This is a genomic window from Streptomyces pluripotens (assembly GCF_000802245.2).
Taxonomy (GTDB): Bacteria; Actinomycetota; Actinomycetes; order Streptomycetales; family Streptomycetaceae; genus Streptomyces; species Streptomyces pluripotens.
Map to the genome: position 1 here is coordinate 884,216 of NZ_CP021080.1, position 15,723 is coordinate 899,938.

Annotated in this window: 10 protein-coding genes; 2 read left to right on the forward strand and 8 right to left on the reverse strand. The window is 72.8% G+C overall.

All coding sequences use genetic code 11. From position 1 onward, the window contains the following. Nucleotides 1–8 precede the first annotated feature (8 nt). Together LK06_RS03755 and LK06_RS03760 are read right to left on the reverse strand one after the other, a co-directional pair. Nucleotides 9–443, reverse strand: a complete 435-nt coding sequence (locus tag LK06_RS03755; protein ID WP_039656942.1) for a roadblock/LC7 domain-containing protein — start codon at nucleotides 441–443, stop codon at nucleotides 9–11. Continuing rightward, nucleotides 440–3,301 carry a sensor histidine kinase gene (locus LK06_RS03760; RefSeq protein WP_043431869.1) on the reverse strand — a complete coding sequence of 954 codons (2,862 nt, stop codon included), beginning with the start codon at nucleotides 3,299–3,301 and terminating at the stop codon, nucleotides 440–442. Before LK06_RS03760 ends, LK06_RS03755 begins: the two co-directional genes overlap by 4 nt. Before the next feature lie 475 nt (nucleotides 3,302–3,776). On the opposite strand from LK06_RS03760, the gene LK06_RS03765 reads away from it, so the two are divergent. Further along, on the forward strand, nucleotides 3,777–4,253 hold the full coding sequence (locus tag LK06_RS03765; RefSeq protein ID WP_275673132.1) for a hypothetical protein: 477 nt from the start codon (nucleotides 3,777–3,779) through the stop codon (nucleotides 4,251–4,253). Nucleotides 4,254–4,540: 287 nt separating this feature from the next. On the opposite strand, the gene LK06_RS03770 is transcribed toward LK06_RS03765, so the two are convergent. Genes LK06_RS03770 through LK06_RS03780 form a run of 3 tightly spaced genes read right to left on the reverse strand, consistent with a single transcriptional unit; the run spans nucleotide 4,541 to nucleotide 11,677 of the window. Then, a complete protein-coding gene (locus LK06_RS03770; protein WP_039656936.1) occupies nucleotides 4,541–9,187 on the reverse strand; it encodes a hypothetical protein in 4,647 nt (1,548 codons plus the stop codon). 38 nt (nucleotides 9,188–9,225) lie between these two features. Further along, nucleotides 9,226–10,116: a hypothetical protein gene (locus LK06_RS03775; protein WP_043404782.1), complete on the reverse strand. Its 891-nt coding sequence runs from the start codon at nucleotides 10,114–10,116 to the stop codon at nucleotides 9,226–9,228. 31 nt (nucleotides 10,117–10,147) lie between these two features. Then, nucleotides 10,148–11,677, reverse strand: a complete 1,530-nt coding sequence (locus LK06_RS03780; protein ID WP_043404780.1) for a hypothetical protein — start codon at nucleotides 11,675–11,677, stop codon at nucleotides 10,148–10,150. Nucleotides 11,678–11,722: 45 nt separating this feature from the next. Here LK06_RS03780 and LK06_RS03785 point away from each other — a divergent pair, with 45 nt between their 5' ends. Then, the gene (locus LK06_RS03785) at nucleotides 11,723–12,499 is read left to right on the forward strand and encodes a 5-oxoprolinase subunit C family protein (RefSeq protein WP_086083067.1); all 777 of its coding nucleotides are present in this window, start codon (nucleotides 11,723–11,725) and stop codon (nucleotides 12,497–12,499) included. On the opposite strand, the gene LK06_RS03790 is transcribed toward LK06_RS03785, so the two are convergent. From LK06_RS03790 to LK06_RS03800, 3 genes are read right to left on the reverse strand one after another with little or no spacing between them, the layout of a single operon-like run. Next, complete coding sequence (locus LK06_RS03790) at nucleotides 12,400–13,353, reverse strand: SGNH/GDSL hydrolase family protein (protein ID WP_078858928.1); 954 nt, start codon at nucleotides 13,351–13,353, stop codon at nucleotides 12,400–12,402. The two genes, LK06_RS03785 and LK06_RS03790, sit on opposite strands and share 100 nt — an antisense overlap. Continuing rightward, on the reverse strand, nucleotides 13,350–14,525 hold the full coding sequence (locus LK06_RS03795) for a glycosyltransferase (RefSeq protein ID WP_039656930.1): 1,176 nt from the start codon (nucleotides 14,523–14,525) through the stop codon (nucleotides 13,350–13,352). Before LK06_RS03795 ends, LK06_RS03790 begins: the two co-directional genes overlap by 4 nt. Then, nucleotides 14,522–15,649 (reverse strand): glycosyltransferase family 4 protein, encoded by a 1,128-nt coding sequence (locus LK06_RS03800; RefSeq protein WP_039656928.1) that lies wholly within the window; start codon nucleotides 15,647–15,649, stop codon nucleotides 14,522–14,524. Before LK06_RS03800 ends, LK06_RS03795 begins: the two co-directional genes overlap by 4 nt. Nucleotides 15,650–15,723 lie beyond the last annotated feature (74 nt).

Consider the following 15,723-nt stretch of genomic DNA (forward strand, 5'->3'; position numbering starts at 1 on the left):
TCCTCCCACTACCCGCCTGCGGGCTGATCGGTGCGCGGGGCAGCACCGAGATGCACGCCGACCCGCTTGACCAGGAGCGTCATCTCGTATGCCACCTGCCCGACATCGGAGTCGGCCTCAGAGAGGACAGCGAGGCAACTGCCGTCGCCGGCGGCGGTGACGAACAGGAAGGCATCGTCCAACTCGACCACCGTCTGCCGGACGCCGCCCACGTCGAAGTGGCGGCCCACCCCCTTGGCCAGGCTGTGGAAGCCGGATGCGACCGCGGCCAGATGCTCGCTGTCCTCCCTGGTCAGGTCCTTGGACACCCCCATCGGCAGACCGTCGCCGGACAGTACGACGGCCTTGCGGATGCTGGCGACCCGGTCAACCAGGTCGTCCAGGAGCCAGTTCAGCTCCCCCTTGTTCGTCGCCGTGTGGCCGGTGGCCTTCGCTGCGGTCATCGACCGTCTCCCTTGGTCGTTCCTGGTGCTGTGCCGTTCCGGGTGCTCTCACCCGAGGCGTTCTCCTCGCGTCCACGCTGCCAGCCGCGCTGGAGCGAGGCCATCCGGCTGCGGACCTCCTCGGCGTCACGGTCGGCGGGCTGGACCGCGCGTTCGGTGTGCCGTTCGACGTCCTGCGTGAGCTGCGGCGCGATGCTGGCCTGGCGGACACGCCGCGGCAGCGGGGCGGCGGCCGGTTCCGCAGGCTCCGCCGCTTCCGCCACCGGCTCGCCACCGGGCCGGGCACTGCCGCGGGCGGGCCGGACGGTGGCACCGCTCGGCGCGGCCGTGCCGTCCGGGCCCTCGGCGGCTGCCGGCCTGGATCGGCTCCGCTGGGGCAACATCGGAATGTCAGGGGTGCGGTCCGGGCCCCCGGCCGGGGACCCCGGCTCGCCGACACGATCCGCGAGTTCGGCGGAGCGCCGGGAGGCGGCGCCGCGGCGGCGGGCCGGCAGCGGGGCCAGTTCCTCGGCAGCGTCGCGGTCCCGGCCCGTGGAAGGCTGCGGTTCCAGTCTCCCGCGGCGGGAACGCCGCTCGATGACGGGCTTGCCGTGCGAGCTGACCAGCTTGGGCGTCTGCCGCCGGGGCAGTGGTGCCTGCTCCCGGCCGCCGGCGGTCTCCTCACACAGGGGCTCGACAACCGGCAGCGATACCGGCTGGTCGTCGGCGCTGGGGGCACGGCGGGAACGGAACAATCCGTCGCGCTCGCCCTCCTCGTCAGCCAGCACGCCCGGGAAGTCGATGAGGACGTCGAGGTCCGCTGGAGCCTCCAACTCGACCGGGCCGTCCAGCAGCGAGGGCGGCAGGCCGGGCACCTGCTCCGGCGCCCGGTGCCACCCCCCGGCCCTGGGGGATGGCACCGGCCCGGACTCCCCCGCCGGGCGGTCCCGATGGAGGCGGCGGAAACCCATGCCGTCCATGTCCGGGACGTCCTCGGTCAGCAGCGCGTCGGGGATGAAGACGACGGCGGTGGTGCCACCGTACGGGGACGGCTGAAGTGAGACCCGGACGTTCTGGCGCCGGGCCAGGCGGCTGACCACGAACAGGCCCAGCCGGTCGGTGTCGGAGAGTTCGAACTCCGGGGTTTCGGCGAGCCGCAGGTTGGCATCCACCAGGGCCTCGGCCGTCATGCCGAGACCTCGGTCATGGATCTCAAGGGTGAAACCGTTGGCGACCCGCTCGCCGAGAACCTGGACGGCGGTGTGCGGCGGTGAGAAGACCGTGGCATTTTCCAGGAGTTCGGCCACGAGGTGGGTCAGGTCGGCGACGGCCGGGCCGGTGACGGCGATACGCGGCAGTCGCCGTACCTCGATGCGCTCGTAGTCCTCCACCTCGGCGACGGAGGCCCGCACGATGTCCATCAACTGCACGGGGCGGCGCCACTGCCGGGACGGTGCAGCGCCGGAAAGGATCACCAGCCCCTCGGCGTGCCGACGCATGCGCGTGGTGAGGTGGTCCAGGCGAAAGAGGTCGGCCAGTTCGCCGGTGTCCTCGGTCCGACGTTCCATGGTGTCGAGCAGGGTCAGCTGTTTGTGCAGCAGCACCTGACTGCGGCGGGCGAGGTTGACGAAGACCTCGGAGACACCGGCACGCAGTTCGGCCTGCTTGACGGCGGCCTCAACGGCCGCGCGCTGAAGGGTGTTGAGGGCCTGGCCGACCTCGCCGATCTCGTTCTTGCCGTACTCGAGCCGCGGCGCTTCGGTCTCGATGTCGATCTGCTCGCCCGCGGACAGACGGCGCATCACGCTGGGCAGCCGCACTCCGGACGCCTCGTGTGCCTCCAAGCGCAGGCGTCGCAGGTCCTGGATGAGGCTGCGGCCGACCCTCACGGACAGGAGTACGGAGAGCAGGAGGGCGACCAGGCCGAGGGCGCCTGCGACGGCCGCCTGCACCACGACGCTCGTGGCCACGGGCTGCATGCGCGTCTGGAGGCGATCGCCCACCTGGTCGTCGAGCGTGCCGAGTTCGTCCAGCACGGTCGGCGCTGCGGAGTTCCAGCTCTGCGCGGTGATCCCGCGGGGCGAGCCCGAGTCCATGCCGATGACGCTCTGTTCGGCCACGCGCAGCGGAGCGGTAGGGGCGTTCTTCCAGAAGCGTTCGTAGCGTTCGCGTTCCACGGCGGGCAGCAGTGGCAGGCTGATGTCATACAGGATCGTGCGCTGGGCGACGAGTTCGGAGATGTCGCGACTCTCGGCGCGGGTGAGCCGGCCGACGATGAGGGAGGAGGCGAGCAGGGCGTCCTCGCGAGCGAGTAACTCGCGGGCGCGGTCGATGTCCACCAGAGCGTGGGTTTGCTGGTCCATCTCGGTGTCACCCACCCCGTCGAGGGAGGCGAGCAGGGCGTAGCAGGGATCGACGAGACGGTTGTACAGGTCGAGCGCCTGGGCTCGGGTGACCGTACCCTCCGTGACGCTGCGGCGCAGGGAGTCGAGGCCGTCGAAGGCGTCCAGGACGGCAGTGAGATGCTCGCTGTCGCCCTCGTCCATGCCGTCGAGGACGTCATGGCCCGTGGCCTTGTGCCGGATCTCGGCGAACGCTCGGTCCGTGCTCTTGCGGGCGCGGTGCAGCGCGGTGAGGGCGTCGGAAGCCCGGGGATCGGCGAGGTAGACGAGGGTCTGACGGCGCTCCTGCTGCAGGACTCGGATGGTGTCCAGCGCGGGATGACCGATGCCCTGCACAAGGTCGGACGCACGGAAGAACCGGGCGACTTCACGTCCCGTGAGTACCGTGGCGAAGCCCCAGATGGCGGTGAGGGACATCAGCGGCACGAGAAGCAGCGCCACGATCTTCCGGCGGATCGACTTCCCGCGAAAGCGCATGGCCTCCCCCAGCTCGACCCCCGCCGGCCGGGGGCGCACATGTCCATCAGCAAACGGCGCGAGCCTACTACCGCCTCACAGCTAACCCGAAGGCGCATCCGGAGGGTGAACTTCCGTACCGACGGCGAGAGATGGCGAGTTGTCCGGGCATTACGGGAGATTGCCACCGCGATTCGCTAAACCGCGCCGGGGACGGCCCCTCGGTACTGACACACGGTTGGCCGGATTTTTTCGCCGGTAGGGAATCTTTGTGCGGTCTCGTTCGTCCGTCTCTATACGAGATGGGGGCGGAATGGACCGCAAGAACCGTATGCCGCACCCGAGCGGCGTATAACAACGCAAGCCGGGCAGCCAGTGGGAGTCGGTGTCTTCGGGTGCCGGGGCGAGCAGGCTGCCGGCGGTAGGGAGTGACACGGTGACGGGCACGGCGGAGCGGCGCAAGGCGTCCGATGCGGGCGTGACGGAACGCTCGGCGATGCGGCGAGTCCGTGTGACAACGGATCGCGGTGGTCCGGAGCAGGAGCGCGGCAGGGGGGCCTACGGTGACGAACAGCAGCAGGGGCGTGCGCCGTTGTGGGTCGAGGAGCCCGCGCAACGGCACCCGATGCCCGATCCGGTACGTACGGCGGCGGTGCGGGCCCTCCTGATCATCGCAGTGACCTTGCTCCAGGCCATGGTGGCGTTCTTCTGCGCAATGGCCGGGGCCTGGGTCGCGTTCCCCATGGTGATCAGCAGCGTGGCAAGCACGGTGGCGGCCACCTGGGCCGTGGTCGACGTGTGGGTGACCCGCCAGGTGTGGAGCCAGCGGTACGGCGTGGTCTCGGAGCCGAGCAGCACGGCCCGGGCACTGCGCCGCGAGCGGCGCGCCCGCAGGCGCCAGGAGCGGGCGGCCCTGCGAGAACAGGAGCGGATACGCAGACGGGGCGGCACCGGGCGGCTGTCGCACTCCTGACGTCCGCCGGCGCAGTCGGGGGAGGCGGTCTGCCCTGGGGACGGTGGGACGCACCGTCGCCCCTGCTCGTCGCAGCGCAGGAACAGTGCCACCGCCGTCCCCGCGGTCCGCCCTGTGGGCCCGACACTTAGGCACGACTGTGTTCTCGTGTGACCTACCAGTCGACGTTCTGCGCAACGCGGTGCAGACTCGCTTCCCCACCCCCACTGCCCCGCGGTTGCCGGACCCCGGGGCGGCTGGTCTCACCAGTCGTCCGGTGGCAGCCGGTGAAGACCGCCCCCTGACGGCTAGGCCGGGCGCTTGAACATCCGTGTCGCGGTGATCTCACTGTGCACCGCTTCCCCGGCCTGGGGCTGTTGCGGCAGACCCGGCCGAAGGTGTTCCTCCACGCTGATGTACTTCAGTCCCGCCCTGAGATCGGCGTCATTGCGCAGCCTGATGACCAGTGGGAACTCGGCGAGGGCGGTCGTGTCGAACAGCCCTGTCGTGTACAGCAGCTGCACGCCGAGCGCGTCGGACACCGCGCGCTGGAGTTCCAGCAGGTACGTCGCGTTGGCGCGGCCGATCGGGTTGTCCAGGAACAGCGTGCCCGCGTGCCGATGCTTGTCCCGCCCCCGGTCGTTGGAGCGCAGGGCGGCCATCGTGCAGTACAGGGCGATGGCCGCCGTCAACAACTGACCACCGGAGAAGACATCGCCCATCTGACCGACCGGCACGCGCTCCGCGCGCAGCACTGCGTCCGGCTTGAGGATCTCCACGGCTACGCCCTTCGGCTGGAGGGCCGCCGCGACCCCCCGCAGCAACAAGGACATGCCGTCACGGCGCAGGTCGGAATTCTTCTTCACGGCAGCGCGCGTGGCCTCGTCGATGACCTCGCCGAGTCGTTCAGTGAGCGTGGCCTGATCGGGCTCCTCGAAACGGATGCGCAGGAACTCCTGCCCGGACCACTCGCCGAGCCCCTCCGGCAGCCGGGAGAGCCGCTGGGCGGACCTCAGCGTCGCGAGTGCGGACTCCACGAGGCCGCGTAGCCGGTCCACGATCGAATCCCGGTTGCGCTCCAACTGGGCGAGCTCATCGGTCAGTACGCGCAGTCGGGGCGCGAAGGCGTCCGCCCACCGCTGGGCGTGCTCGGGCAGTGCGGAGCCCGGCAGTTCACGGATCTGTTGCCGCGCGGGGGTACGGACCTGCTCGTAGCGCGTGGAGTTGGCGTGCCGCACCAGGACGTCGCTCGCCTCCCGCACCGCAGCCTCGGCCACAGACAGGTCGGCGGCACAGCCACGCAACGAGCGGCGGGCCTCTGCGGCCGAGTGACGGGCCTCTTCCAGCGTGCCGGGGTACGGTTCCGGTTCCTCCTGATCCTCCCCAGGGGTGTGTTCGCGCAGCAGGTCACGGAGCATCGCGGCGATCTCGTCGAAGCCGCCGGCCGCGTCCTCGGCGGCCCGGTGGGTCTCCATCAGCTCCGTGTGTGCCCCGCGGGCCTCGGCCAGGGCCTCGCCACGAGCGGCGAGCTCGGCGGTGGCCGTGCGCAGCAGTGCCTGGGCGTGCTCGGCATCGCGCGGGACGAGGTCCTCGGGCAGTTCGGTGTGTGCCTCGCCGCCTTCCGGCGCGTGTCGCTCGGCCTCGCCGCGGAGCCGGCCGAGCTGCTCACTGGCGGTCGACATGCGGGTTTCCAGGAGCTGCACCAGCTCCTCCGCGCGCGCGGCCGCCGCCTGCCGAGAGGGTCCGTCGGAGCCGTCAGGTGACTGAAGGAGCTGCTCGGCACGGGTGCGGACCTTGTTGCTGAGCCGGTCCAGCTCGGTGCGGGCGGTGCTCTCGTCGCTCTCCGCGCGGGCCTGCTCGGCCCGCAGATCGGCACCGACCCCGACCTTCTCGTACACCTGGGATGCGGCGCGGTAGGCCTCGCGGAGGGCGGGCAGGGGCGCCTCAGGGCCGTTTGCGTCCTCGAACGGCACGTCGTCGGGGGCGCCGGCGATCTCCGAACGCTCGGCGCGCAGGGCGCGTGCGGTACGGCGCGCGTCGTCGGCTGCACGCTGGGCGGAACGGCGGTCCTCGTCGGCGGCGCGGGCGCGCTCCAGACAGGCCTGGGCGCGGGCCTCGGACTCGGCTGCCTCGTCGGCCAGTTCACGCAGTTTCACCTGCCAGCCGGCACGCTCGCGGAGCCGGAAGGCGAGGCCGGCAAGGGCGTCGGCGGCGCGCCGGGCCCTCTGTGCTGCCTCCTGCCGCTCGTCCCGGACCTGCGTGGCCTCGGCGGCGACCTCGTCGGCCTGGGCACGTGCGGTTCGCGCCTCGACGAGTTCGGCCTCGGCCTCCTCGGCGAACGCCCGGGTCTCCTGGGCGGCCCGGGCCAGCTCGGTGAGACGTCCGGCCGGACAGCCGGTGCGCCAGGAGGCGAGCCGGGCGGCCAGTTCCCGGTCCTTGCCGAGCCGGGCGGCGAGGCCACGGATCTCCTCGTCGCGCTCGGTGGCCCGGGCACGCAGCGCTTGCCGTTCCTCGTCGGCGGCGTGTTCGTCGTGCATGGCCGGGTTCGGCGGCACGAGGAAGACGTCACCGGGGGAGGCATCGGCGGGAGCGGGGGCGAGCAGGGCTGCAGCGGTGCCGACGGCCACGGCGGAGCGGGGCAGCAGGGCGGCGTCACCAAGTGCCTCACGGGCGCGCGCGTGCGTGTGCGGGTCAGTGATGATCACACCGTCGACCAGTTCGGGGCGTGCGGCAAGCACACGTGCGTGGTCGGCAGGGTCGACGGCCTGCGCGAGGTAGCGCCAGCCGGGCAGCGCGGGGATGCCGTGCTCGCCGAGGTACTCGACCGTGGCCAGTACGTCGGGCCCGGGCGGCAACAGTCCACCGTCGCCCAGGGCGCCGAGGATGCGGGCGTCGTCGGCCGCTGCGGTGCGCAGCTCGAAGAGGTGCCGTTCGGAGGCGGACACTGCACCGTCGAGCAGCTCGCGCAACTCGTCCGCGAAGCTGTCGAGTTCTTCGGGGGTCAGCCGGCCCTCGACCCGGCCTGCAAAGTCCGCCGCCGGCCCGCCAGGTGTGCCGTCGTCCGTACCCGTTCTGGGCGCGGGCACGCCGGCGCGCTCCCGCGCAGACGCGCTGGGCAGGCTCAGCAGCTCCGCCAGCCGCTCCTCCGCGGCCAGCGACTCGGCCAGGCGCCGCTCGGCCTCGTGGGCCCGTCCCGCAGCGGTCGCCGCGTCCTCCGCGCGGGCCGCCGTCAGCTCGGCACGGGACTCGCCCGCAGCCGCCTCGCGTGCGTGTTCGGTGGCTTTGCGGGCAGTCTCGCGGGCCGCGTCCCAGGCGGCAACCGTGGTCTTCTCTGCATCGCTGGCGGCAAGCGCGGCACGTGCCGGGTCGGCGTCCGGGGAGCTGTCGTCCAGCCAGCCCGCGCGGACCGCCTCAGCCGTTTCCTGCTCGACTTCGGTGAGGCGCTGGCGCAGGTGACCGGTCTCGCTACGGGCTCGCTGCGCCTCGGTCGCGGCAACGGTGGAGTCCCGGTAGGCGGTGTCGCCGACCTCCTGCAGGGCAGCCGAACGCTCTTCCTCCTCATTGGCGAGGGCCTCGGCGCTCCCGGCAGCCGCGTGCAGGGCCCGCACAAGGTCCACGGCGGCCTTGGTGCGAGCGGCAAGCGCGGGCGCCGCGTCCCGTTCGGCCTCCTGGATGGCGGCGGACACGCGCGCGACCCGGTCGGCCGCGGCCCGGTGGCGCAACACGGCTTCCGCCGCCTGCCAGGCGGAGTAGAGGGTCCGGGCGTCCGCCAGCTCACGCTTCTGCGCCGCCGCGGCCTTCTCGGCGGCGGCGAGCGCCAGGGAGGCGTGCTGGTAGGCGAGTTCGGCGGCGATCAGGGCACTGCGTTCCCGCGCGCCCTCGGAGTGTGTGACCGCATACGCGGCCGCGGTGACCCGCTGGGCCAGGTCGGCGGCCCGGACCCGCTCCTGCACAGCCCGGGCCGACAGCCGCCGGGCCAGCGAGCGCGTGCGTCGCTCGGCGCCGGTGTGGACGTCACGCGCACGGGAGCGGGTCCCGGCGGCGTCGACGATGCGCCCGAGCAGGTCGACCGAACCGGCGGTGAAGTCCCGTTCGGCGATCAGTTCCGCACGCCGCCCCAGTTTGTTGCCGAAACCGCTGACGAGATCGGCGAGGCCGTCGGTATCGCGGGTGTCGGTGACCGCACGCAGCAGCAGATCGGTGAAGTCGGAGTCCTTCTTGACCGCGAAGAGACCCGCCGCCTCTCCCTCGTCGGCGTTCATCTCCCTCTGGTAGCGGAAGAGTTCGGGGTCGAGACCGAGGTCGCCGAGGTGTTCGGTCCAGCGCTCGTGAACCTCCTCCCAGTGCACCTCCAGGTGCGGATAGGCCTTGCCTGCCTCCGTGAGGGCGTCGCGGAAACCCTTCATGGTGCGGCGACGGCCCCGCGCGCCCGAGGTGCCTTCGGCGGACGGTCGTACGGCGGTGGCTTCGGCCACGGGCAGGTTGTCCAGACTGAGGCCGGGACCGGGTCGCAGGGAGTACCAGGCCTCGGCGAACTTGCGCGGGTCGTTGGACACCTGGCGTCCGCGCCACTCGCTGACCTTGCCGACGACGACGCACTCACCGGTCTGTACGTGTTGCCACTCCAGGGCCACGTGTCCGCAGTCATCGGCGAGCAGGAACTTGCGCAGCACGCCGGAGCTGGCGCCGCCGAGGGTGTTGCGGTGGCCCGGCAGCATCACCGAGAAGATCAACTTGAGCAGGACCGACTTGCCGCCGCCGTTCTCCAGGAAGAGCACGCCCGCGGGCGCCGGCCGGCGCGGCGGCCCGGTCGGCTCGTCCTCGAAGAACTCCGCCTGGGTGGGCGCCGGATCGGGCACGGGCTCGCCCACGCCTCTCAGGTCAAGCACGGTGTCGGCGTAGCGCGCACCGGCGGGCCCGATGGAGTAGAGGCGGACCCGGGACAGCTCGTACATGGCGGACTCTCGTCAGTCTTTTTGCAGATCGGGGGGTTTCAGGAGTGCGAGGAGGTGTGGAACGGCAGCCCTGCGTCGGCCACCAGATCCAGTTCGTCGGTGTCCTCGGCGGGCAGCAAGGTGGCCGTGCCGCCGGTCACCGGGACGACGCCCAGTTCCAGCAGTTCCGCCATGGCAGCGCTGCTGGCCGTGTCACGGACCTGGAGTTGGTAGCGGGCCGTGGTGCGGTAGGTGCCGCCGTTGTCGTCTCCGGTGCGTTGCAGGAATCCGGAGTCGGTGAGGAAGGCCAGGGCCTTGGCCACGATGCCGGTCGTGGAGGCGGCTGGGCGGCGGGCGTCCTTGGTGGCGCCGGTGGCGCTGCGCCGGGCCCAGATCCGCCAGGCGGCCTCCAGTCCGGGCGCGTCGGTGGCCGGATCGGTGTTCTGCCCCTGCTCCTCGGCGCGCTCCTCAAGCCGGCGGCAGGCCTGCCGGACGAAGGCGTCGACACCGTTGACCGTGACCCGGCCGATGTAGGTGTCGTCGGCCAGGTCCTCCGGGCGCGGGAACGCCAGGGCGGCGGCGGCGAGATGGGCGAGTCCGTGCAGGAAGCGGTCGGCCGAGTCCGCGGCGGTGCGACGCGCGTAGTCGCCCATGCGGACGGCGAACAGCGAGTCCTCGGCGGCCGTCACGGCCATCCCCGCGCGGGGGGACACCTCCAGCACCACGAGCCCCAGGCCGGCGGCGACGGCGTCCGCGAGCCGGGCGAACGCCGGATCTTCGCGGTGGCGGCGCAGCAGCTCCATGTACTCCTGGTCACGGGCGGGCTGCAGTTTGGGCTGCAGCCCGAAGGCGACGAGCCGCGCCGCGTCGGCGGCGTCGGCGGGGGTGACGGCGGAGCCCGCCGGCGCGGCGGCAGGCTCGGGCTCACTCCAGTCGACGTGCTCGGTCACGGTTTGGGCTCCTTGTCGCGCTCTTGCTCGCTCATGCTGCTTCGGTCCTGTCGGCCGCCATCCCCGCCGCGTCCAGCAGGGCGGTCCCCACTATCAGGTCGGCCCCGCCGAACTCGGGGTCGGCCAATTCGGTCCCGTCGTCCACGGCGAACAGCAGCGTCTCCTCCCCCTGCCGGTAGGCGGTGCCCACGGGCGGGCTGGCCGCGTGGACGGCCAGCAGGGCGACCAGGTAGGCCAGATCCGGGCCGCCCGTGCGCCTGGCCTCGGCCAGCAGCCCGGACAGCCTGCGTGGCGCGTCCGCCGGGAGGTCCAGCAGTTCCGTCGCTGCGGCCAGTTGCTCCTCGCTGAACCGGCTGTCGTCCGGGGTCGCGATCAGGTCCGGCTCGGGCATCTCCGCACCGAGGTGCTCGCGCTCCACGGGCGGCGTCAGCAGGATGTCGACGAGATCCGCCACCCTTACGGACACCGGCGTCCGCAGTCCCGTGCCGCCGGCGAAGAAGGCGTCCGTGACCTTCACCGCCTGCTCCACGGGCAGCGGCAGGACGGGGGCGACTAGGTGGCCGTACAGGTCCATTCCGGACGTCGTGGCGTGCGTGGCAAAGGCTTGCCGGTCCTGTTCGGCGCGGAACAGCGGGCCGGCCTCCAACAGACGCGACTGGAGCTGGGTGTGGCGCCGGATGCAGTCCTTGACGATGTCGACCAGTTCGGCGGCGCGGCGCTTGTGCTCGGGCTCCTCGGCCTCGTCGCGGGCCTTGCGGATGTTGGTGAGGATGGCGTTCTCGTGGCGATAGCGCTCGGCCACGTGGTCCAGCGCCTCGGTGATCATGTCGGGCACGGCGTTGAGCCAGTCGACCGCGCGGACGTTACGCCGGGTGGCCTCCAGGGTGCGCCGCAGCGTCTCGGAGTACTGCACGGTGCGGTACCGGGCCTGCTCGGCGGCGAGCTGGGCGTCGGCGAGGCGGCCCCGGTTGATCAGCACCTCCAGCTTGACCTCGGCGGCGATCTGGGCGCTGGTGACATCGGTGTCGAGGGCGCCGACGAGGACGTTGACCGCCTCGTCGGTGGCCCGCAGGTAGACGGTGCCGCCGGGACCGGGGACCTCTTCGATCAACTTGAAGTCGTAGTCACGCCGGACGTACGTGCCGTCTGGTGCGAAGGTGCCGTACACCGCCCGGAAGCCGCGGTCTGCGCTGCCGACGTTGATCAGGTTCTCCACGACCCAACGGGCCACGCGCTCGTGCTCGGTGGCGGGCCGGTGCGGGGCCTGGGCCGCGATGCGCGGGACCAGCCGAACCACGATCTGCTCGTGGTCGGCCCCGGTGTCGAAGTCCATGTTGAGGGTGACGAGGTCGATGGCGGCCAGCGCCACCTCGGCCATCCCGTACACCGAGTACTCGCCGGCCAAGTTGGCCTTGCGTGCGTCGAGATCGTGCAGCGGCGCGGTGCAGGCGAGCGCGCGCAGCCGACGCGCCAGCCCCTCGTCGGCGGCCGGCCCCGGAGCCGGGCGCGGCCCCGCGCTGAGCTGGGGCGGAACACTGTCCGTCGATGCAGGCGAAGTCACGGTGCACAGACTAGGTCCTCGGTCTGACATCAACCCAAACGACGCATGAGGCGACGAGCGTCACAGGAACGCAAGACGGCCTCAGGTCCCGATCCGGCCGCCGTCGCCGGCCTGGCGCCGGTACACCTCGACCATCCGTTCCAGCGAGTCCGCGAGGTACCCGGTCAGCAGCCGTTCCGCCTCGCGCGCGCCTCCGGCCCGCAGGCACCGCAGGATCCGGCGGTTGCGGGCGCCCCGGTCGCGGTGCCGGCCGGTGTGCGGCTGGAGGTGGGCGCGGCCACGGCGGGCGTGCGCAGCTACGTGGCCGTCTCCGGCGGCATCGCCACGGAGCCGGGCCTCGGCAGCCGCGCCACCGACCTGCTGTCCGGTCTGGGGCCGCCGCCGCTCAACGACGGCACGCTCCTGCCGCTCGGCACCCCGGGCCCACCGCCCGCCCGCGTGGCCGGTGCCCCGCAGCCGGGCCCACCGATCGAGCTCGTGCTGCGGGTGACACCGGGGCCCCGCGACGACTGGTTCACGGCCCGGGCGGTCCGGAACCTCCTCACCCACGCGTACCGGGTCTCCGCGGCGAGCAACCACATCGGCCTGCGTACCGAGGGGCCCGCGCTGGAGCGAGCCCGGCCTGGTGAACTCCCCAGTGAGGGCGTGGTGCTCGGTGCGGTCCAGGTACCGCCGGACGGACGGCCGGTGGTGTTCCTGGCGGACCATCCGACCACCGGGGGCTACCCGGTGGTCGCGGTGGTCCGGGCCACCGACCTCCCGGCGGCGGCACAGGCGGTACCGGGCGCCCCAGTCCGGTTCCTCCCGGTGCGGCGCCGCTGAGTCCCGGCGTGTCCGGGGGTGCTCCCGGGCAGGTCCGCGAGGGCAGCGGCCACCGCCGCCGACGCGTGCAGGTCGAGGCGGGCGCTGGTGCCCCGGGCGCGGTGGCCGAGTTCGTCGGCGGCCAGGCGCAGCAGTTGCGGCAGCAGGTCCCCGCACCGCCGGACCACCCAACCGGTGCCCGCTGTGGCCAGCCACCACAGGCTCGCCGTCCGGCTCGGCACGGGGAACTCAGGCTCGGGCGACGGCGGCTCCCCCGTCGCCCGGCCCACCTCGGTGAGCAGGGTGTGGAAGCGGATGGCGAGCTGCCGGTGGCCGCGCTCGCCGGGGTGCAGCCGGTCCACACTCCACAGGGTCCGGTCGGTGGTCCAGTCACCGTCCGCCGCGTGGAGGTGGACGGCTCCGTACCGCTCGGACAGCGCGTGCACGACGGTGTTGACCGCCCGCTGCCGGCGGGCCAGTGGGCGGGCGAGGGCACCCGGCAGACCCAGCATCGTGCCGGGGTCGGGCAGGCAGGCGGTGAGCAGGGTGGCGCCCTGGCCGGTGAGGGTCGCACAGACCCGGTCGAGGTGGACGGCCACGGCGTGGATGTCGAAGCTGCGGCGCAGCGTGTCGTTGACACCGACGACCACGGACACCAGGTCGGGGCGCAGTTCGAGGGCGGCCGGGGTCTGCCGTTCCAGCACGTCTCGGGTCTGGGCCCCGCTGACCGCCAGGTTGGTGAACCGCACGTTCCCGGCGTCCTCGGTGAGCGAGGCGGCCAGCAGCGCGGCCCAACCCCGCCATCCGCCGCCGGCGGGATCGCCCACGCCCTCGGTCAGCGAGTCTCCGAGAGCGGCGAATCGGACGGGACTCATGCCGCACCCCCTGGCACGACGCGAGGGCGGTCCGCCTTTCGGAGCACTTCCGCGTCGTGGGCCGCCAGGAAGGCCTCCACCGCCGCTCCCCAGCCGAAACACTCCGCACGCGCGCGTGCTGCCTCGCGGCGCTCGGCCTCGCCGCGTGCCAGGAGCAGGTCCACCGCGTCCGCGAACGCCTCACCGTGACCGGCCGCCGTCGCCCCGGCGGAACCGATGACCTCCGGCAGCGCGGACGACGCGCTCGCCACCACCGGAGTGCCGCACGCCATGGCCTCCAGGGCCGCCAGCCCGAAGGTCTCGGCGGGCCCGGGTGCAAGACAGACGTCCCCGGTCGCCTGGAGCGCGCCGAGGACCGCCCGGTCGGCGACGTGCCCCAGGAAGTGCGCGGGAAGCCCGCGCGCCCGCGCCCGCTGCTCCAGCCGGATCCGCAGTGGTCCGTCCCCGGCCACCGCCAGCACCACCCGCCGGCCGCGCCGGAGCAGGGCCTCCAGGGCGTCCAGGGCCACGCCGGGTCGCTTCTCCACGGACAGGCGGGAGCACATCACGAGCAGGGCATCGGTCGTGCGCGCGTACCGGGCGCGCAGCCCTGGGTCCCGCAGTACGGGATGCCGTTCCATGAGGTCGACGCCGAGGGGGGCGCGTACGACGTTGCGCGCGCCGATGCGCACGAACTCGCGTTCGGCGAATTCCGTGGTGCACACCACGCGCGAGTAGACGTGTGCGGTGCGGGTGTTCAGTGCGTCGGCCGTCCTGCGGGAGAGGTTCTCGGACATGCCCCAGGTACGCAGCACGCCGTCGGCGGTCTCGTGGGAGACCATCACGGCGGGCACACGGGCGCGGCGGGCCCAGCGGCCGGTCCAGCGCAGGGTGGTGCGGTCGGACACCTCCAGGCGGTCCGGGGCCAGCTCCTCCAGGAGGGCGGCCACCCGCCGCCTGCCCGCCAGAACGCGGTAGCCACCGGTGCCGGGCAGCACCGGGCCGGGCAGGGTGATGACCCGCCCCTGCTCCGTGTCGCGATCCGTGTACCGCTCGCCGGGCACGATGAGGACCGGTTCGTGGCCCGCCGTCCGAAGACCCTTGCCCAGTTCGCGCAGGGCGGTGCGCAGGCCGCCGGAGGCGGGGGCGACGAAGTTGGCCAGCCTGACGATCCGCAAGGACTGGCCGGTCATGCGGCCACCACCGTCTTGCGTTCCGCGAGGACATCGTTGTAGTGGTCGATCAGCTGGTCGCCGACGGAGGCCCAGGTACGGTCTTCGACCATCCTGCGGGCGGTGGCTCCGAACGCGGTGCGCCGGGCGGGATCGGTGACCAGGGAACCGACGGCCTCCTGTACGGCTCCGGCGTCGCACGGGGGGACGAGGAGGCCGGTGCGGCCGTCAGCGACCAGATCCAGGGGGCCGCCGGCGGCGGGCGCAATGACCGGGACACCGCTGGCCATGGCTTCCTGGACGGTCTGGCAGAACGTCTCGAAGGGGCCGGTGTGCACGAACAGGTCCAGTGAGGCGAAGATCCTCGCAAGGTCGTCGCCGGTGCGCCGGCCGAGGAAGACGGCACCGGGCAGGGCCTGCGCCAGGTGGTCCCGGCTGGGGCCGTCCCCGACGACGACCACCCGCACGCCCGTCAGAGCGCAGACGCCGGCCAGGAGCTCGACGTGCTTCTCGGGGGCGAGCCTGCCGACGTAGCCGACGATCAGCTCGCCGTTCGGGGCGAGTCCGCGACGCAGGACCTCATCACGGTGCTCTGGCCGGAAACGGACGGTGTCCACCCCGCGCGGCCACAGCCGCACCCGGGGGACGCCGTGGGCCTCCAGGTCGTCACGGGCGGCGCTGGACGGGGCCAGGGTGCGGGCGGCGGCGGCGTGCACGGAGCGGATGCGCCGCCAGGCGGCCGTTTCCCCCGCACCCATGTAGGTGCGGGCGTACCCCGCCAGGTCGGTCTGGTAGACGGCGACTGCGGGGATGCCGAGGCGGGCGGCGGCGGCCATGCCCCGGACGCCGAGGACGAAGGGGCTGGCCAGGTGGACGACCTCAGCGCGGTGTTCGGCGAGGGCCGCGGCCAGACGCCGGCTGGGGAGGGCCACGCGGACCTGGGGGTAGCCGGGGAGGGGGAGGGAGGGGATGCGGACGACCCGGCACGGGACGTGAGGGTTCGGTCCGCTGCCGGGGGGTGGTGCCGGAGCGACGACCAGCGGGTGGTGACCGCGGTCTACGAGATGCTGGGCGGTCTGGAGCGCGCAGTGGGCCACGCCGTTCACATCGGGGGGAAAGGATTCGGTCACGATGACGACACGCATAGGGGTGTTGTCGCCGTGCTGGACGTGGCCGTGTCAACTTGGATCTTTCCGCGCGGGGAACGTCCCATGAGCGT

Coding starts and splice junctions, on each gene's coding strand:
- LK06_RS03755 (WP_039656942.1), bottom strand. CDS start 443: ATGACCGCAGCGAAGGCCACCGGCCACACGGCGACGAACAAGGGGGAG.
- LK06_RS03760 (WP_043431869.1), bottom strand. CDS start 3,301: ATGCGCTTTCGCGGGAAGTCGATCCGCCGGAAGATCGTGGCGCTGCTT.
- LK06_RS03765 (WP_275673132.1), top strand. CDS start 3,777: ATGCGGCGAGTCCGTGTGACAACGGATCGCGGTGGTCCGGAGCAGGAG.
- LK06_RS03770 (WP_039656936.1), bottom strand. CDS start 9,187: ATGTACGAGCTGTCCCGGGTCCGCCTCTACTCCATCGGGCCCGCCGGT.
- LK06_RS03785 (WP_086083067.1), top strand. CDS start 11,723: ATGAGGCGACGAGCGTCACAGGAACGCAAGACGGCCTCAGGTCCCGAT.
- LK06_RS03790 (WP_078858928.1), bottom strand. CDS start 13,353: ATGAGTCCCGTCCGATTCGCCGCTCTCGGAGACTCGCTGACCGAGGGC.
- LK06_RS03795 (WP_039656930.1), bottom strand. CDS start 14,525: ATGACCGGCCAGTCCTTGCGGATCGTCAGGCTGGCCAACTTCGTCGCC.
- LK06_RS03800 (WP_039656928.1), bottom strand. CDS start 15,649: ATGCGTGTCGTCATCGTGACCGAATCCTTTCCCCCCGATGTGAACGGC.